The following is an 18,961-nucleotide window of genomic DNA, read 5'->3' on the forward strand; positions in this document are numbered from 1 at the left end:
GGCGGCGTGTCAGACGACATCAATATTGATTGTGCTGCCGTCTTCGCGGGCAAGCCTCGCTCCTACAGAGGTTTCGTGTAACTGCCTGGCATTGTGCGTTGGCCGGGTTTTTCTGGACGATCACGGTGACGGTAACCTATCTACCGCCACTTAGAACTTTAGACAATCTTGCCGTGCGTCGTCTGAAAACCGACCGTCGGCAGCTTGCCGGTCATGCTCTGTTGCGCAACTCGCCAGCGATCGAGGTTGGCGCTTATCATGACCGCCGGATTAACCCCTGCCTTTTATGAGACTGAGCATGACTTTCGATTTTGATCAGGTGTTCGACCGCCATGGCACCGGCAGTACCAAATGGAGCCGTTACCCGGCCGACGTATTGCCAATGTGGGTCGCCGACATGGACTTCGCCACGCCGCCAGCGATCACCCGGGCCCTGCACAAACGCCTGGAACACTCGATGCTCGGTTACAGCGTGGCCCAGGACGACCTGCGTGAGGCCATCGTCGCCGACCTGTGGAACAAATACGCCTGGCGCGTGCAACCCCAGGAGCTGATCTTCCTGCCGGGAGTGGAGCCGGGTTTCAACATGGCCCTGCATGCGTTGGTTCAGCCGCAGCAGAATGTAGTCGTGCAGACACCGAACTATCCGCCGCTGCGTCATGCAGCGAGCCACTGGAACTTGAACAAGGTCGAACTGGATTTCGACACATTGGCCGACGGTACTTATGCCACGCCACTCGATGCCTTGCGCCAGGCGTTGCAAGGTGGCGGCGCGCTGCTGCTGAGCAATCCGCATAACCCGCTGGGCAAGGTCTTCCCGCGCGAAGAGCTGCAAGCGGTCGCCGACATTTGCCTGGAGCAGGACGCCTGGATCATCTCCGACGAGATCCATGCCGAGCTGTGCTTCGACGGGCGCGTGCACATTCCGGTCGCCTCGCTCAGCCCGCAGATCGCCCAGCGCACCATCACCCTGATGTCGGCGAGCAAGGCCTACAACATCGCCGGTTTGAAGACTTCGTTCATGATCATTCAGGACGCGGCGCTGCGCCATCGGGTCAACAGCGCCCGTTGCGGGATGGTCGACAGCGTCAACCCACTGGGCCTGGAAGCCACCCGCGCTGCCTACAGCGAAGGCGGCCCGTGGCTGGCCGGGCTCATGGCCTACCTGCAAAGCAATCGGGATTATCTGGTGGAGGCGGTTCGCACGCGGTTGCCGGGCGTGACCATGAACATACCCCAGGGCACTTACCTGGCGTGGCTCGACTGCACGGCGCTGGGGCTGGACAACCCGCAGCAGTTCTTCCTCGAACAGGCCAGGGTCGGGCTGAGCGCCGGGCTGGATTTCGGCGATAACGCCCAGCAATTCGTGCGCCTGAACTTTGGCTGCCCGCGGGCGCTGCTGGAAGAAGGGATCGCGCGGATGGAGCGTAGTTTGCGTAACCGCTGATTCCTGGCGCAACAAGGATCAAGTGTAGGAGCTGCCGAAGGCCGCGATCTTTTGACTTTGATGTCAGCGAAAGCAAGATCAAAAGATCGCAGCCTTCGACAGCTCCATTGTCGGCGTGGCGCTGATGGGCCTGTTCATCCGCTGGATGTCACGCACCTTCGACTCACGCCCCACCGTCAATCAGTGCATCGGTTTTGCCGCCTATACCGTAACCCCACTCTTCCTCGCGGGCGTCGCCGGGCTCTATCCGAGTCGCTGGCTGGCGATCACGGTGCTGGGGGCCGCCTCCCTCTATTCGACGTTTCTGCTGTTCGTCGGTTTGCCGATTTTCATGCACGAGCGCAAGGAGCAAGGCCTGCTGAATGCGGCGAGCGTATGGGGTATCGGGCTGTTGGTGCTGGTGACTATCCTGGTGGAAATGATTCTGATCTGGTCCAACTACCTGGCACCTGAATACCTGCGCGCGACCGTGGGTTGATAGGGTCAGTTGAATCGCAGAGGCCCGGCGAATGACGGGGCTTTGGTTTTCCTGATGGGCACAAACGCGACAAGTGTCACTTCATCGCCAGGGCAATGACTTCCACCAGATTGAGTTGGGTAAAGGGTTTGGGCAGACGAGGGAGTCTGGCCGCAAAGCCTTCCAGACGCTCGGCGTAACCGGTGGCGAGGATGATCGGCAGGTGCGGCCTCATGGCCCGAATAGCCTGCGCCAGTTGCGCGCCACTCTTTTTGGGCAAGTCACCGCGCTGCATCAAGGGTAGTCTGGAGCGTCCACCAGCGTGGCAGCAATTGCTTGACCTTACTCTCGCCAAACCGGTCATCGATCAGCATCACCACCCCTTGATCCTGCTGAGTGCGGATCACCCGCCCCGCCGCCTGCACCACTTTCTGCACGCCGGGAAACAGGTAGGTGTAGTCATAGCCGGCACCGAAAATCGCCGCCATGCGATGCTTCATCTGTTCATTGACCGGATTGAGTTGCGCCAGCCCCAGAGTGGCAATAAATGCGCCAATCAATCGTGCGCCAGGCAAATCGATGCCTTCGCCAAACGCTCCACCCAGCACCGCAAACCCGATGCCCTGGCCATGGACGGTGAATTGATCGAGAAACGCCTGACGCGGCCCTTCCCCCATTCCCCGGGACTGCGACCACAGCGTGATGTACGGATGCCGCTCGGCCAACAACTGCGCCACTTGCTGCAAATAATCGAAGCTGCTGAAAAACGCCAGGTAGTTGCCAGGGCGCCGGGCGAACTGTTTGGCGATCAGCTCGACGATGGGCTCAAGGGACGCCTGACGGTGGACGAACCGCGTGGAGATCTGGCTGACGATGTGCACATGCAGTTGATCGGCGTGAAAGGGCGATTCGACATCGATCCAGACCGTGTTCGTCGGTGTTCCCAGCAAATCGGTGTAATAGCGCTGAGGGCTCAGGGTGGCGGAAAACAACACCGTGCTGCGCGCAGCGGTCAGGCGCGGGCGAATGAAACCGGCGGGCACCACGTTGCGCAGGCACAGCTGCGACAGGTTGCGCTTGCGCTCGAGGTCGCGCTTGCTGATGTCGAACAGGAAATGCTCATCGAACAATTCAGCCACGCGGCCGAATTGCAGCATGTCGAAGTAAAAATTCTGCAATCCGCTGTCCAGGCCTTGGGGATGATCGTTCAGGTAATCGCCGATGCTCGCGCAGCACAGGGACAGCGCCTGAAGCAGTTTTTCCGGGGCTTTGTCGTAGGCCTGATACGGAGCGAATTGCTGATCATGCAGGGCGTTCCATTCACGATTGACCCGCTGCAAGGATTTCTTCAGCGCCTCAGGCGCGGTTTTACGCACGCTGTTCAACGTCGCCTGATCGAGGTTGGCGCTGTACATCTGCCGGCCGCGCTCCACCAGGTTGTGGGCCTCGTCCACCAGCACCGCGACTTTCCAGTTGTTGGCCTGAGCCAGCCCGAACAGCAACGCACTGAAGTCGAAATAGTAGTTGTAGTCGGCAACTACCACGTCCGCCCAGCGGGCCATTTCCTGGCTCAGGTAGTAGGGGCAAACGTCATGCTGCAGGGCAATCTCGCGCAAGGCACTCTGGTTCAGCAGGCTCAGTTCGCTGGCGGCCTGACGTGCGGCCGGCAAACGATCATAAAAACCCTGGGCCAACGGGCAGGACTCGCCGTGGCAGGCCTTGTCCGGGTGCTCGCAAGCCTTGTCCCGGGCGATCATCTCGAGGACTCGCAACGGTGGAGCGTCGGCGCTGTCGAGGATGACCTGAGCCGCATCCAGCGCCAATTTGCGCCCCGGGGTTTTCGCCGTGAGGAAAAACACCTTGTCCAACTGCTGCGGCGCCAGGGCCTTGAGCATCGGGAACAGCGTGCCAACCGTCTTGCCAATACCGGTCGGTGCCTGGGCCATCAGGCAGCGACCGGTACTGACCGCCTTGAACACCGATTCGGCCAGATGTCGTTGCCCGGGACGAAAATCGGCATGGGGAAATGCCAACCGTTGCGCCGCCAGATTGCGCCCCTCGCGATGGGCCATTTCCTGCTCGGCCCAGTTCAGGAATAACCCGCAGTGGTGTTCGAAGAACACCTGCAATTCGGTGGCACTGAAGGCCTCGACCAGACAGGTTTCCTTTTCGCTGACGATGTCGAAGTACACCAGCGCCAGATTGATGTGTTCCAGCTGCAGTTTCTGGCACATCAACCCACCGTAGACCTTCGCCTGCGCCCAGTGCAGCTGCCGGTGATTGGCCGGTTGTTTGCTCAGGTCGCCACGGTAGGTTTTGATTTCTTCGAGGCAGTTTTGCGCCGGATCGTAGCCATCCGCCCGGCCTTTCACGGTCAAGGTTCGATATTGCCCCTCGAGCGCGACCTCACTCTGGTAACCCTCGCTACGTCGTGACGCCACGGTGCGATGCCCGACGATGCCTTCCAGCGCGGTCGGTGACGGGGTGAAACGCAGGTCGAGGTCGCCGACCTTGGCGGTGAATTCACACAGCGCCCGCACCGCAATGCTGTAGCTCACTCGCCCTGCTCCGCCCATTGCACGTAGCACACGGCAATCGGCATCTGGTGCTCGTGACAGAATTCCAGCCAGCGCAACTGATTATCCTGCAACCGATCGCCGGGGCCTTTGACTTCGATCATCCGGTAGGTTTTGTGCTGCGGCCAGAACTGGATCAGGTCCGGCATGCCGGCGCGATTGGCCTTGATGTCAAGCAGCAGTCGATTGAACCAGTGCTTGAGGTGTTCGGCGGGCAGACAGTCGAGCGCCTGCGCCAGCAATTCCTCGCTCAGCGCGCCCCAGAATACGAACGGTGACTGCACGCCCCACTTGGCGCTGTAACGCTCGCGGACAGTTTGCACATAACGCCCGTCATCGAGTTCAGCGAGGCAGGCCTGGAACAGATCCTCGCGCCGCGCATGAAAGTCTTCGTTGAGCAGGTCCACCGGCCCGCGCTGGAACGGGTGAAAAAACGCGCCCGGCACCGGCGCGAAGATCGCCGGCCAGCACAGCAACCCGAACAGCGAGTTGATCAGGCTGTTCTCGACGTAATGCACCGGCGCCGACTCATCCGCCAGATGCGCCTGAACGCAAGACTCCACCGACAACGCCGGATCGTGCCTGGGCAGTTCAAGGTCCAGACGCTGCATGGGCCGAGGAGCTGGCCGCTTGATCGGCGGCCCGCCCAGTTTGCGCCGCAGTCTGGGTAGCACACGCGATAAATGCTGATGCTCGGCGGCGCTTTCAGGGGCCTGCTCGGCGTGGGCGGCCAGGTCCATCGCCAGTTGATATTCACCACAGCGCTCCAGCACCCGAATCAACCGCAGACGCGCGCCGGGGTAGGCGCATTCGCGGTAAAGGGTCAGGGCGGCGGCAAAATCCGCGATGCGCTCGCAATGCTGACCGATCTGGAACAGCAACTTGCTGCGGCGTCTTTGCAGCCAGGGATTGTCGAGTTCCAGGCCGTTGATCTGCTCGACGATTGCCGCCACGTCTTCACCCGCCTCGAAACGCTGCTGGCAGCCATACAGAAACAGGCAGGCATCGACGTCCTCGCGACGGCGCAAGCCTCGGGATTCGGCGCAGAACTCGACTTTCTCGTAGGTGAAGATGCCCAGGTCGGCCAGCACGAATTCCGACCAGTCCTGATAAAGGTTGCCGAAAAACATCAGCCGCAGCCGGTCACACAGGCCCATGATGGTCAGGCTGAACAACCGGTCATTCAGTGCCGGACACCACTGGGCAAAACTTTGAGCTTCGGCAAACTGCTCGCTCAGGGCCGGCAGCCAATCGCTCTTTTTGCCTTTGGGCTGATCGATGGCGCCGCCAAAACACTGAAGAACCTCGGCTTTGAGCAATACTTCGAACAAGGCCTCGATGTGCAAGGGCGACTGCTCGTCGAGCCAACCCAACGCCAGCAGCGGTGCCGCAGCATTGGCGATGTCGCCGATCTCGACGTAACTCAGTTTGCCGGCCCTGAAATGCACGCCCTTGCGCATGACCAATCTGACCAGCAGGGCCTGGGACTCGCGGGGCAACCGATTGAAGTCGCGAATGAAATCCTGCTCCTCGACGCTCAATACATCGGCATAACGATGTTCAAGCCAATCAAGCACTTGCGTGAAGTTGTTCAAGTAATAAAACGGATCATCGAGAGGATTTACAATCACGGGCAAAAGGGCCATGGCAAGCGAGTACTGGTTATGCGTACAGATACCAGCTATGCCCCACCCGGTGCAAATGGAAAAGGATCAGTGGCGACGCTATTCGGCAATTTTTGGGTGACCATCGAACTTTCTGCCATTCCATCGCACCAACCGCGTTAGAGGCACAGTGACGATTGACCTCAAGTGAGGGCGATCGCGCTGTTTTTAGTGAGTGAGGAGAGGTGTGTATGAATATCAAGACTCTGGGTTTGCCCCTGGCGGTAGCAGCCTTTCTGGCCTTGGCCGGTTGCTCGACGCCAACGGTTGTGACGCTGCAGAACGGCACCCAGTATTTGACCAAGGACATGCCGAAAACCAAAACCAAGGACGGTTTCTATGAGTTCGAAGATATCTCCGGGGCGACGGTGAAAGTCCGGGCCGATGACGTGGCCACGGTTCGCAAGGAAGACTGATCCCGACGCAAATCCTGTGGGAGCGTGGCTTGCCCGCGAAGAACGATGACGCGTAATACCTGAAAAACCGCGGTGCATTCTTCGCGGGCAAGCCTCGCTCCCACAGGTGCTGCGTTTTAACTTACCGGCATTAGCGCTGCCCGCTTTTGGGCTTTAAAGCGCTTGTGCAATCGCCTTGCCGACCTCCTGGGTCGAGCCCTGCCCGCCCAGATCCGGCGTGATCGGCCCCTGGGCAATCACCCGTTCGATCGCTTGCACAATCCCGTCGTGCGCGGCGCGATAACGCTCATCGCCGTTCCCCAGAAAATCCAGCATCAACGCACCGGACCAGATCATGGCGATCGGGTTGGCGATGTTGCGCCCATAGATGTCTGGCGCCGAGCCATGCACCGGTTCGAACAGCGACGGGAAACGCCGCTCGGGATCGAGGTTGGCCGACGGTGCGATGCCGATGGTGCCGGCACAGGCCGGGCCGAGGTCGGACAAAATGTCACCGAACAGATTCGACGCCACTACCACATCGAACCGGTCCGGTTGCAGCACGAAACGCGCGCACAAGATGTCGATGTGCTGCTTGTCCCAGGTGATGTCCGGGTACTGCGCGGCCATCAACGCGGTGCGTTCGTCCCAGTACGGCATGCTGATGGAAATCCCGTTGGACTTGGTCGCCGCCGTCAGGCGTTTGCGCGGTCGGGTCTGGGCCAGGTCGAAGGCGAACTTGAGAATCCGGTCCACGCCACGCCGGGTGAACACCGACTCTTGCAGCACGAACTCATGCTCGGTGCCTTCGAACATCTTGCCGCCGACCGAGGAATACTCGCCCTCGGTGTTCTCGCGGATCACCACGAAATCGATGTCCCCCGGTTTGCGCCCGGCCAATGGGCACGGTACGCCGGGAAACAAGCGCACCGGGCGAATGTTCACGTACTGGTCGAAATCGCGGCGAAACTTCAGCAGCGAGCCCCACAAAGAAATGTGATCCGGCACCTTGTCCGGCCAGCCTACGGCGCCGAAGTAAATGGCGTCGAAACCCTTGAGCTGCTCGAACCAGTCATCGGGCATCATCTGCCCGTGTTCCAGGTAGTAATCGCAGTGAGCCCAGTCGAGTACTTCGATGCTCAAATCGAGCTGCCACTTTTTCGCGGCTTGCCCCAGCACCCGCAATCCTTCCGGCAGGACTTCCTTGCCAATGCCATCGCCGGCAATCGCGGCGATTCTGAATGGTTTACTCATCAATCATGCCTCGCAAAATGGCTGTGCAATCGTTGTCACAGCCCACCGATGTGGAAGGCTTTGACTTCAAGGTATTCGTCCAGGCCGTACTTGCTGCCTTCACGGCCCAGGCCCGACTGCTTGATACCGCCGAACGGCGCGACTTCCATGGAAATGATCCCGGTATTGAGACCGACCATGCCGAACTCCAGCGCCTCGCCAAAACGCCATGAACGGCGCAAGTCCTGAGTGAAATAGTAGGCGCCCAGGCCATAGGGCGTGGCATTGGCCAGCGCGAGCGCTTCGGCTTCATCGGTAAAACGCATCAACGGCGCCACCGGGCCGAAGGTTTCTTCGTTGGCCAGGAGCATGCCGGCGTGGGTGTCGCCAAGAACGGTTGGCTGAACGAACTGATTGTCGCCCTCGGGAATGCCGCCGCAGAGCAAACGCGCGCCCTGGCTCAGGGCATCGTCGATGTGCCGGGCGACCTTGCTCACTGCCGCCGGGTTGATCAGCGGGCCAATGGTGACATCGGCGTCCAGACCATTGCCGACGTTGAGCTTGCCCACCTCTTCCACCAAACGCTGGGCGAAGCGCTCGTAGATACCGTCCTGCACCAGAATGCGGTTGGCGCAGACGCAGGTCTGCCCGGCGTTGCGGAACTTGCTGAGCATGATGCCGGCCACGGCCTGCTCCAGGTCGGCGTCGTCGAACACAATAAACGGCGCATTACCGCCCAGTTCCAGGCTCAAGCGCTTGATGTGTTCGGCGCTCTGGCGCATCAGTAGCCGACCGACCGCGGTGGAGCCAGTGAAGGAGATTTTGCGCACCGTCGGGTTGCCGGTCAGCTCTTCGCCGATGCCGGCGGGCATCCCGGTCAGCACGTTGAACACCCCGGCCGGAATGCCGACTCGCTCGGCCAGCACCGCCAGGGCCAGGGCTGACAACGGGGTCAGGTCCGAAGGTTTGACGATGATCGGGCACCCGGCGGCCAGGGCTGGTGCGCACTTGCGGGTAATCATCGCGTTGGGGAAATTCCACGGGGTGATCGCGGCGCACACGCCCACCGGTTGCTTGAGGGTCAGCAGGCGGCGGTCGCCACTGGGGGCCGGCATGGTTTCGCCGTAGACCCGGCGAGCCTCTTCGGCGAACCATTTGACGAAGCCGGCGCCATAGCGGATCTCACCCTTGGCTTCGTTCAACGGCTTGCCCTGCTCGCAGGTCATGATCAGTGCGAGATCGTCGAGGTTGTCGATCATCGCCTGATACCAGCGCTCCAGCAGTGCCGCACGTTCCGCCGCCGGGCGTGCGCGCCATGCCGGCCAGGCACGTTCGGCGGCTTCGATGGCGCGCCGGGTTTCCGCGCCTTGCATGGCCGGCACCCGGGCGAGCAACTGGCCGGTGGCCGGGTCGATGACGTCCAGGGTTGCGGCGTTATCGGCGCCGAGCCACTGCCCGTCCACATACGCGAGTTCTGCCAAAAGGCTGGGGTCTTTCAAACGATTCTTGAGCATGGTCGAGTCCTGATCCGAGACATCTCGAGTCTAGGGAGATGCCGCGGATGAGGATGCTGAAAGCGTCGGATGGGCAGTGTTGGATGCTGAAATTTGCGGTGGGACGGCAGGCTCTACCGAGGGGTTTCAGGGTCCGTCAGACAAACACACCCCCCCCTGTGGGAGCGAGCCTGCTCGCGATAGCGGTGGGTCAGGCAACATTGATGTTGATTGATAGGCTGCCATCGCGAGCAGGCTCGCTCCCACATTTGATTTTTTACAACTTCAGAGAACCGAGCAGGCCCTCAAGAAACCGCTCCCCAGCCTCCATCTGGCTGATATCGATGAACTCGTCCGGCTTGTGCGCCTGTTCGATCGAGCCCGGGCCGCAGACCACCACCGGTATGTCCAGACGCTGCTTGAACAATCCGCCCTCGGTGCCGAACGAGACTTTGGCGGTGCCGGTGTCCGGGGCGGCGAAGTTTTTCAGAAAGCGCACCGCTTCGACGCTCGGGTGGGTATCGAGGCCCGGATAAACGTTCAGGGTTTCGATCTCGATGTCCGCCACGCTGGACAGCTTTTTCGCCTCGCGCACGATCACTTCGGCACGTTCGCGCATCTGTTCCAGAAACTGATCCAGATCGTCCGCCGGCAAGTTACGCACCTCGAAATCCAGGGTGCACAGGTTCGGCACGATGTTCAGCGCCTTGCCGCCGACAATCTGCCCGACGTGCACGGTGCTGTAAGGCACGTCGTAATCCGCATCCTGCGCGCCCTGCTCTTGCAGTTGCTGTTGGCTCTGACGCAATGCCGCGATGAAGTCGCAGGCCACGTGAATCGCATTGACCGAACGCGGTGCCAGGGAGGAATGCGCTTCCAGGCCACGACAGTAGGTGCGGTAAGAGCCCTTGCCCTTGTGCCCCAGCACGAACTGCATGTTGGTCGGCTCACCGATCAGGCACAGAAATGGCCGCACCGGCGCCAGATGCAGCACGTCGAGCAAACGTCGAACCCCCACACAACCTGTTTCTTCGTCATGGGACAGGGCCAGTTGCAGCGGCCGGTTCAATGGGCTGTCCGCTGCGTTGAGCATGGCGTCGATCGCCAACGCGATAAACCCCTTCATGTCGCAACTGCCACGGCCGTAAATCCGACCGTCGTGTACCGTTGCCTGAAACGCCGGAAAGGTCCAGGCCTGCCCCGCGGCCGGGACCACGTCGGTGTGCCCGGACAACAAAATCCCGGGTAATTCCTTGGGGCCGGTGCTGGCGAACAGGTTGGCCTTTTTGCCCGTTTCGTCCTTGACGATCAGCGACTCGATGCCTTTGCTCAGCAACAGGTCGCGCACGTATTCGATCAGGGCCATGTTCGACTCCGACGACACGGTGTCGAAGGCCATCAGGCGTTTGAGAATTTCCAGTACACGGGGTTTCATGAGGTCCTGCTCCTTTGCTCAGTTGTCCGTTGCTCGGCTGAAGGGGCGAACCGGCTGATGGCAAACGGCTCAATCGAGGTGCTGGTGCTGCCGGTGCTGATCAGTTCGGCCATTACGTCGCCGACGCCGGGGCCGAGCTGGAAGCCGTGCCCGCAGAAGCCGAACGCGTAATACAAGCCGTCAACGTTGCCACTCGGTCCCATCACCGGCAGGGAATCGGGCAGGTAGCCTTCGATGCCGCTCCACACGCGGATGATGTTCAGGTTGCCGACACCCGGCAGCAGGCGCCGCATCTGGTCCATCTGATTGAGAATGCTGCGTGGCTCGACATAGGCGCGGCGGTTGAACATGTCCGGTTTGCTCCGGTAACCGCCGCCGATGATGATGTTGCCGCGCGGAATCTGCCGGAAGTAGATCACTTCCTCGGGAATTTTGGTGTACACGCCGATCACCGTCGGCAAGGCGTAAGGCACCGGTTCGGTCACGGCCATTTGCGGGCCGTGGGTGTCCAGCGGCACCGGTTCGCCGAACTGCGCCGAGAGTTTCTGGCCCCAGGCGCCGGCCGTGATCAGCAAGCGTTCGGCGCTGAACTGACGACCATCGGTGGTGGTCACCGTGAACTCGCCGCCGACCTTCTGCACGTCGGCGACTTCGGTCTGTTCCTCGATTCGCGCACCGAGGCGTCGTGCCGCCCGGGCAAAGGCCGGCGCGGCCAGACGCGGATTGGCGTGGCCATCATGAGGCGCATAGGAACCGCCCTTCACATCCGGCCCGAGGAACGGGAAGCGCTCATGCAGCTCAGCGCCGCGATAGATCTTCAAATCCAGCTGCGCCGCTTCGGGCGCGGCCGCATAGGCCTCAAGCTCAGGGATTTCGTCTTCGTGATAACACACGCGCATGTGCCCGCTGGCGATGAACTCGAGGTCGTCATCGATCAACTCCGGCAGACGTTTCCACAACGCCCAGGATCGATTGGCCAACTCCAGTTGACCGAGGAATCGCCCCTGACGCCGGACATTGCCGAAGTTCACGCCGCTGGCGTACTGACCGATCTGGTCGCGTTCCAGCAGAATCACCGACTGCCCGCGCTGGCGCAGGAAAAACGCCGCCGCCGAGCCCATCAGGCCGCCGCCGACAATCACGACATCGGCTTTGTGTACCGTCATGGCGACACCTCCTCGGTGAGCATCGAAAGGGGTTTGACCGGCGCCTGGCCACGCTGCCGACCGACCTGTTGCACACTGACGCCCGCAGCGGCGGCAATCACTTCGGCCCCGGCCTGGGAGCAATAACGGCCCTGACAGCGACCCATGCCGACCCGACTGAAGGCCTTGGCCCGGTTGACTTCACAGGCACCCTTCTCGCTCACCGTGCGGCGCAGTTCGCCGGCGCTGATCATCTCGCAGCGGCAGACGATGGCTGAATCCGGCAAGGCTTTGGCTTGTGCCGCAGGCCAGGGAAACGCCTGGGCCAGGCCGAGGCGAAACTCATCCATCACCGCCAAGGCGTGCCGTTGTTCATCGCGCCAGCCGATGTTCACCGGTTGCTGCAAATCTTCCAGCAACGCCATGGCCACCAGTCGTCCGGCGTGTTCGGCGGCATCGGCGCCGCGAATCTTCGAACCGTCCCCGGCGGCATACACACCGCTGACCGAGGTGCGGCCCGCTTCATCGACGGCCAGCCACCACTGGCTGGACGCCTCGTCAAAACGCATGCGACAACCGGCCAGGTCGGCCAGTTGGGTTTCCGGGCGCAAGTGATAACCCAGGGCCACGGCATCGCAATCGATCGTCAGGGTTTCGCCTTTCGCCGCGCTGATCCGCACACCACTGACCCCACTGGCAGCGTCGCCCAGCACTTGCAGGGGGTTGATTCCCAAATGCACCGGGATCTTCGCCCGGTACAGCTGCGCCAGCAGTTTCATCCCGGTGAACAGCAATCCGGGGCGCGCCAACAGCTTGGGCAACGCGCCGATGCGTTTGCTCAGCGGTGAAGTGTCGAGCACCGCCGCGACTGTGGCCCCGGCTTTGACGTATTGACTGGCGACCAGATACAGCAACGGCCCGCTGCCCATGAACACCACGCGATGGCCGATGGAAACCGCCTGGGATTTGAGTGCGATCTGCGCCCCCCCGAGGCTGTAAGTGCCCGCCAACTGCCAGCCTTCTATCGGCATCAAGCGGTCGGTGGCGCCGGTGCACAGGATCAGTTCGTCGTAATCCACCGTCGAATGCTTGCCCTGGCTGACGCAGCACAATTGCCCTGGTGTCAGGTTCCACACCAGCGTGTCGGGGCGGTAGTCGATCTGCCCGCGCAAACGGTCGAAACTCTGGTGCAAATCCTTGGCCTTGGCCGCTTCGGAGCCGTACAAGGTGATGTAATCCCGGGTAAACCCTTCAGGTTGGCGACGGTAGATCTGCCCGCCGTCCCGGCGATTTTCGTCGATCAGGATCGGTTTGAGGCCGGCCGCCAACAGTGTCTCGGCACAGCGAATGCCGGCCGGGCCGGCGCCGACGATAACGACCCGATGAGTGCTCAGCCGTGCAGTGGCCATATCGCCTCCGGTTGTGTGGTGACGATGTCCAGCCCTTCACGGACCTCGTTGGAACAGGCACGCAGGCGTTCGCCGCTGCGGGTCCAGACCCAGCAATCCTGGCAGGCGCCCATCAGGCAGAAGCCGGCGCGGCGGCCTGAATCGAATTCCGATTGGCGCAGCGCGTTACCCTGGGTCAGCAATGCGACCATCAACGTATCGCCCCGCAATGCCTCGATGGGCGCCCCGTCCACCGTCAGTTTGACGGTTGGCCGGCCCTGCTCGGCCAGCCTTACAAAACGCCCGTTCATGCGCAGGCTCCCTGGTTCATGGTGATTAAATCCTGCTGAGTCTTTCGCAACTCGGCACTGTCGTGATGGCAAAGGATTTCACTGCCGCCGTCGATGATCCGACGGCTCGGCGCGGTGTGATTGCACAGGCCGTCGACCCGCACCGGGCAGCGACTGAGGAAGGTGCACAGCTCTGGCACATTGGCCTTGGCCCCGATCGGCGGCAGCGTGCCGCAGGTGGTGCCGCAGTGTTCCAGCCAGCCCTGACGCAGTTCCGGCACCGAATGGATCAACAGGTCGGTGTAGGGATGGAACGGTGCCTGGGCGAACGACTGCCGAGTGCCGGCCTGAACCTTGTGGCCGCTGTACATCACCACAATGTCGTCGCACAGCGCCCGCACGGTGGAGATGTCATGGCTGATGAACAGATAGGAAACGCCCAGCTCCTGACGCAGGTCGCGCAGCAGTTCAAGAATCGCCGCGCCAACCACGGTGTCCAGCGCCGAGGTCACCTCATCACAGAGGATCAGGTCCGGTTTCGCCGCCAGGGCCCGCGCCAGGTTGACCCGCTGCTTTTGCCCGCCGGAGAGTTCATTCGGGCGTCGCTCGGCCATGGCTCGCGGCAGACGCACCAGGTCCAGCAGCTCGCCGATGCGCTCGCGTAACGCGGCGCCCTTTAGGCCGAAGTACATTTTCAGCGGACGGCTCAGAATGGTGCCGACGCTGTGCATTGGGTTGAGCGCGGTGTCGGCGTTCTGGAACACCATCTGAATCCGCCGGAACTGCTCGTCAGTGCGCTCGGACAGGCTGCCGCCCAGTGGCTGGCCATCGAAGGTCAAGCCGCCCAACGCCGGCGTCAGCAATCCGGCCACCACCCGCGCCAGGGTCGACTTACCGGAACCCGACTCACCGATCACCCCGATGGCCTGGCCCCGGCGTACGGTCAGGTCGATGTCTTCCAGCACGCGGATGGCCGGCATGCCTTGCAGGTTTTTGTCGCCATAACCGGCGGTTAGCCCGTGGATGGTCAGCAGCGGCGCTTCTTCGGCGATGCCGCAGGGCGGGCGAATTGTCGTGTCCGGGCGGGCCGCCAGCAGCAGGCTGCGGGTGTATTCGTGGGCCGGGGCTTTGAGCAGCGGCGCGGTGGCGCTCTGCTCGAAAATCTGCCCGCCGTTGAGCACGACGATCTGATCGGCCATTTGCGCCACCACGGCCAAGTCGTGGGACACATAGACCGCCGTCGCACCACGCTCGCGGACCACGCGTTTGAAGGCGCGCAACACGTCGATCTGGGTGGTCACGTCGAGCGCGGTGGTTGGCTCGTCGAGCACCACCAGCAATGGATCGCTGATCAGCGCCATGGCTGCCATCACCCGTTGCAACTGCCCGCCGGACACCTGATGCGGATAACGCTGACCGATGTGATCAGGGTCCGGCAGGGCCAGGTCGCGGAACAGTTCGATGGCTTTGGTTTCCAGCACGGCCCGGCTGCCCAGACCATGAATCAGCGCGCCCTCGACCACTTGGTCGATCAGTTTTTTCGCCGGGTTGAACGCGGCGGCGGCACTCTGGGCGATATAGGACACCCGATTGCCGCGCAGGCCTTGCAGCTCGTTTTCGCTCAACGCCAGCATGTCGTGTTCGCCGACCTGCACCACCCCTCCCGCCAACCGGCAACCGCGCCGGGCATAGCCGAGCAATGCCAGGGCGATGGTGGTCTTGCCGGAACCGGACTCACCGATCAGCGCCAGCACTTCACCTTTGGCCAGGGTGAAGCTCACGCCCTTGACGATTTCCACCTCGCCGCGCTCGCCACAGGCCACCACGCGCAGGTCTTCGACTCGAATCAAATCACTCATTTCAATGGCCTCCCGCACGTCGACTACGCCGTGACGACAGTCGGTCGATGAACAGATTCACGCCGATGGTCAGGGTGCCGATGGCCAGCGCCGGAATCACGATCGCCGGTGCACCCTGATTGAGGCCGCCGATGTTTTCCCGTACCAGCGAGCCGAGGTCGGCATCCGGGGGTTGCACCCCCAGGCCAAGGAAGCTCATGCCACTGAGCAGCAGCACGATGAAACCGAAGCGCAGCCCCAGATCCGTCAACACCGGGTTGAGCATGTTCGGCAGGATTTCCACACAAGCGATGTACAGCCGACGCTCGCCACGGGTGCGGGCCACTTGCACGTATTCCAGCGCTTCGATGTTCACCGCCATGCTGCGGGCGATGCGAAACGCACCGGGGGTGAAACTCAGTACCGCAGTGCAGATCAGCAACAGCACCGAGGAGCCGAAAGCCGAGACCATGATCAACGCCAGCATCTTGCTCGGAATGGAAATAAAGGCATCCATCAAACGGCTGATGACCTCGTCCAGCCATTTCGGCGAAACCACCGACAGCAACGCGCAACCGGTGCCCAGTGTGCTGGCCAGCACCGCCGAAATCAGTGCCAGGCCCACGGTGAACCGCGCACCGACCAGGATCCGGCTGAGCATGTCGCGCCCCAGGTAATCGGTGCCCAACGGATAAGCTGCGCTGAGGCTGTCAAAGACGTTGTCGGAGATCACTTTCCCCACCGGGTGCGGCGCCAGCCACGGACCGAAAATGGCCACCAGCAACCAGATCACACACATCGCGGCGCCGACCAGGCCGAGCCAGGACGGCCCATGGGAGACCTTGCCCAGCGCCAGTTCGGGTCCGGCAGGCGCCGATTTCGCAATGAGATCGTTCATTGGTTTCTCAGCCTCGGATTGGAAAGAATCGCGCACAGGTCGGCAATCAGCACCAACCCCAGGTACGCCGTACAAAACAGCATGGTGCAGGCCTGAACCAGCGCCATGTCGCGGTTGGTCACCGCATCGACCATCAGGCTGGCGATGCCGGGGTAGCTGAAGATCGTCTCGACGATCACCACCCCACCCAGCAGGTAGGACAGGCTCAGGGCGATGGCATTGGCAATCGGCCCGATGGCGTTGGGCAAGGCATGGCGCACGACGATTCGCATCGGACTCACGCCTTTGAGCCGGGCCATTTCCACATAAGCACTGTCGAGTTGATCGATCACCGCCGCCCGGGTCATGCGCGCCATTTGCGCGACAATCACGCAGCACAGCGTCATCACCGGCAAGGCGTAGGTGCGCAGAAATTGCAGCGGTGAAGTGATGTCACTGGCATAGGACAACGCCGACAGCCAGCCCAGGTTCACCGCAAAAATCAGCACCGCCAGGGTCGCCACCAGAAACTCCGGCACCGCGACCAGGGCCAGGGTGACAAAGCTGAGGAAACTGTCGATGCGCCCGCCCCGGCCCATGGCCGAACCGATGCCGAGGATCAGCGCCACCGGCACCGACACCAGCGCCGTGACGGACGCCAGCATCAACGTGTTGGGCACCCGCCCGGCCATCAGCTCGCTGACCGGCATCGCGTTGGATACCGATAGGCCCATGTCACCGCTGAGCAGGTTCATCAACCAATGCAGGTAACGCACCACACCGGGTTGATCCAACCCCAGTTTCAGGCGCAAGGCCGCCACCTGTTCCGGCGTGGCGAACTGCCCGAGCGATTGTTGCGCCGCGTCCCCCGGCAAAACTGCCGTGATCGCAAACACGACCATGGACACGATCAACAAAGTCACGATCGCCGCGCCCAGGCGCCGGCCGATCAACCACAGTGTGTTGCTATTCATCGCCTACCCTCCTGCACTGTCCCTGACGTACAACCCGACCACCCATCAAGCGTCCAGCCAGACCTGCTCGGCGAACATGTAGCCCATGAAGCCGCCCAACGGGTTGCTGCCGTAGCCCTTGATGCGCTGGTCGACGCCATCGATGTTGCTGATGAACACCGGCACGCCGATGCCGCTGTTGTCGTGCACCAGGGTTTGCATGTCGGCGTACATCTTGCTGCGCTTGGCGTCGTCGGTTTCACCGCGGGCGAGCATCAGCAACTGGTCGAACTGATCGTTCTTCCAGCCCGATTCGTTCCAGGGCGCGCTGGACTGGAAGAACTGCGAGAACATCACGTCGGCGTTCGGCCGCGGGTTGATGTTGCCGAAGCTCAGCGGGTGCTTCATCCAGTGGTTGGACCAGTAGCCATCGCTGGGCAAACGATTGACATCGAGCTTGAGCCCCGCCTGTTTCGCCGATTGCTGCAACAGCACGGCGATGTCCACCGAACCGGTCGCGGCAGGCGATGCCACCAGTGGCATGCTGATGCTTTCCATGCCGGCCTTCTTCAGCAGGAATTTGGCTTTTTCCGGGTCGTAGACCCGCTGCGGCAGGTCGGCGTTGTAGTAACGCGAACCGGGGGAAATCGGATGGTCGTTACCGACCACGGCAAAGCCACGGAACACCGCGGATTTGACCTGTTCACGGTCCAACAGATACTTCATGGCCTGAGTGAACTCCGCGCTTTTACCCGGCATCTGGTCCTGACGAATGATCAGGTCCGTGTAGTTGCCCGACGGCGCATCGACGACGCGGTGTTTGGCGCTGGCGTTGATACGCGTGGTCGAACGCGGGTTGACCTCGTTGATCATGTGCACGTCGCCCGACAGCAGCGCGTTGACCCGCGACGGCTCGTCGCCAATCGCAATGAATTCGATCTCGTCCAGGTACGGCAGGCCCGGTTTCCAGTAACCGGTGTTGCGCGCGGCAATCGAGCGCACGCCCGGTTTGAACTCCTTGACCTTGAACGGCCCGGTGCCGATGCCCTGATTGAAATCGGTGGTGCCGTCGGGAACGATCAGCAGGTGCGACACGGCGAGGATCGACGGCAGTTCGGCGTTCGGCGCACTCAGGCGGATCTGCACTTCGTGGGTGCCAGTGGCCTTGATCTCTTCGAACTGCGCCATCAGCGGCATGACCTTGGAACCGGTCAGCGGGTCCTTGTGGCGCGACAGCGAGTAGACCACGTCGGCGGCGCTCAGGGTCTTGCCGTTGTGGAAGGTCACGTCCTTGCGCAGGGTGATGATCCACAGTGTTGCGTCGGTGTTGTCGATGCGCTCGGCCAGTTCCAGTTGCGGCACCAGGTGGCTGTCGAAACGGGTCAGGCCGTTGTAGAACATGAAGTGGCGCACGTAGTCGGTGGACAACGCGCCCTTGGCCGGGTCCAGGGTATCGGCGGTGGAGCTGGACATGCCGGCGACGCGAATCCGCCCACCCGGCTTGCCTTTGCCCGGGGTCGCCGCTTCTTCGGCGAAGAGCTTGCCGGCGGCGCCGAACAGGCTACTGGCGCCCGCTGCGGCGACACCCGCCACGCCGAGCATCTGCAAGGCGTGGCGGCGCGACATGCCGCGATTGAGGCCTTCGAATACCCGCAGGCTTTCTTCACCGGAAATCAGTTGGGAGTCAATTTTGTTGTCAGTCATATCAGTTGTACCTGTCGATAATGAGAAGGTTCGTGTCCGGTTGACCGGAGCGTCCTGGAAACGCAA

At 61.9% G+C, this 18,961-nt stretch carries 14 protein-coding genes and 2 pseudogenes; 3 read left to right on the forward strand and 13 right to left on the reverse strand.

Annotated features, from left to right (window positions below; genetic code table 11):
* Positions 1–298: 298 nt before the first annotated feature.
* Together KGB14_RS06060 and KGB14_RS06065 are read left to right on the forward strand one after the other, a co-directional pair.
* Complete coding sequence (locus KGB14_RS06060) at positions 299–1,447, forward strand: MalY/PatB family protein (RefSeq protein WP_223484759.1); 1,149 nt, start codon at positions 299–301, stop codon at positions 1,445–1,447.
* Between the two features lie 106 nt (positions 1,448–1,553).
* Positions 1,554–1,925: pseudogene (locus tag KGB14_RS06065) on the forward strand (Yip1 family protein); the annotation flags it as partial.
* Positions 1,926–2,001: 76 nt separating this feature from the next.
* On the opposite strand, the pseudogene KGB14_RS06070 reads toward KGB14_RS06065, so the two are convergent.
* The 3 genes and pseudogenes from KGB14_RS06070 to KGB14_RS06080 form a co-directional block, all read right to left on the reverse strand.
* A pseudogene (locus KGB14_RS06070) lies at positions 2,002–2,184 on the reverse strand (hypothetical protein); the annotation flags it as partial.
* A 1-nt stretch (position 2,185) separates the two neighbouring features.
* Positions 2,186–4,462 (reverse strand): ATP-dependent DNA helicase, encoded by a 2,277-nt coding sequence (locus KGB14_RS06075; RefSeq protein ID WP_223484761.1) that lies wholly within the window; start codon positions 4,460–4,462, stop codon positions 2,186–2,188.
* A complete protein-coding gene (locus KGB14_RS06080; protein WP_223484763.1) occupies positions 4,459–6,126 on the reverse strand; it encodes a VRR-NUC domain-containing protein in 1,668 nt (555 codons plus the stop codon). The genes KGB14_RS06075 and KGB14_RS06080 overlap by 4 nt, the downstream gene beginning before the upstream one ends.
* Before the next feature lie 209 nt (positions 6,127–6,335).
* Between KGB14_RS06080 and KGB14_RS06085 the strand changes: the two genes are divergently transcribed.
* Entirely contained in the window at positions 6,336–6,560 is a 225-nt protein-coding gene (locus KGB14_RS06085) for a YgdI/YgdR family lipoprotein (RefSeq protein ID WP_223484765.1), read from the forward strand.
* 153 nt (positions 6,561–6,713) lie between these two features.
* On the opposite strand, the gene KGB14_RS06090 is transcribed toward KGB14_RS06085, so the two are convergent.
* From KGB14_RS06090 to KGB14_RS06135, 10 genes are all read right to left on the reverse strand, one after another.
* Complete coding sequence (locus KGB14_RS06090; RefSeq protein WP_223484767.1) at positions 6,714–7,793, reverse strand: tartrate dehydrogenase; 1,080 nt, start codon at positions 7,791–7,793, stop codon at positions 6,714–6,716.
* Positions 7,794–7,828: 35 nt separating this feature from the next.
* Positions 7,829–9,286, reverse strand: a complete 1,458-nt coding sequence (locus KGB14_RS06095) for an NAD-dependent succinate-semialdehyde dehydrogenase (protein WP_223484769.1) — start codon at positions 9,284–9,286, stop codon at positions 7,829–7,831.
* A gap of 256 nt (positions 9,287–9,542) precedes the next feature.
* Positions 9,543–10,700, reverse strand: coding sequence for an acetylornithine deacetylase (gene argE / locus KGB14_RS06100; RefSeq protein ID WP_223484771.1), 1,158 nt, complete (start codon positions 10,698–10,700; stop codon positions 9,543–9,545).
* Complete coding sequence (locus KGB14_RS06105) at positions 10,697–11,866, reverse strand: NAD(P)/FAD-dependent oxidoreductase (protein WP_223484774.1); 1,170 nt, start codon at positions 11,864–11,866, stop codon at positions 10,697–10,699. Before KGB14_RS06105 ends, argE begins: the two co-directional genes overlap by 4 nt.
* Positions 11,863–13,254: an NAD(P)/FAD-dependent oxidoreductase gene (locus KGB14_RS06110; protein WP_223484776.1), complete on the reverse strand. Its 1,392-nt coding sequence runs from the start codon at positions 13,252–13,254 to the stop codon at positions 11,863–11,865. The genes KGB14_RS06105 and KGB14_RS06110 overlap by 4 nt, the downstream gene beginning before the upstream one ends.
* Entirely contained in the window at positions 13,236–13,544 is a 309-nt protein-coding gene (locus tag KGB14_RS06115) for a (2Fe-2S)-binding protein (protein WP_223484778.1), read from the reverse strand. Before KGB14_RS06115 ends, KGB14_RS06110 begins: the two co-directional genes overlap by 19 nt.
* Positions 13,541–15,382 carry an ABC transporter ATP-binding protein gene (locus KGB14_RS06120; protein WP_223484781.1) on the reverse strand — a complete coding sequence of 614 codons (1,842 nt, stop codon included), beginning with the start codon at positions 15,380–15,382 and terminating at the stop codon, positions 13,541–13,543. Before KGB14_RS06120 ends, KGB14_RS06115 begins: the two co-directional genes overlap by 4 nt.
* A gap of 1 nt (position 15,383) precedes the next feature.
* A complete protein-coding gene (locus KGB14_RS06125; RefSeq protein ID WP_223484783.1) occupies positions 15,384–16,259 on the reverse strand; it encodes an ABC transporter permease in 876 nt (291 codons plus the stop codon).
* Positions 16,256–17,212, reverse strand: coding sequence for an ABC transporter permease (locus KGB14_RS06130; RefSeq protein ID WP_223484785.1), 957 nt, complete (start codon positions 17,210–17,212; stop codon positions 16,256–16,258). Before KGB14_RS06130 ends, KGB14_RS06125 begins: the two co-directional genes overlap by 4 nt.
* Before the next feature lie 45 nt (positions 17,213–17,257).
* Entirely contained in the window at positions 17,258–18,895 is a 1,638-nt protein-coding gene (locus KGB14_RS06135) for an ABC transporter substrate-binding protein (protein ID WP_223484787.1), read from the reverse strand.
* Between the last annotated feature and the right edge of the window lie 66 nt (positions 18,896–18,961).

This window comes from Pseudomonas sp. A-RE-19 (assembly GCF_019956555.1).
Lineage (GTDB): Bacteria > Pseudomonadota > Gammaproteobacteria > Pseudomonadales > Pseudomonadaceae > Aquipseudomonas.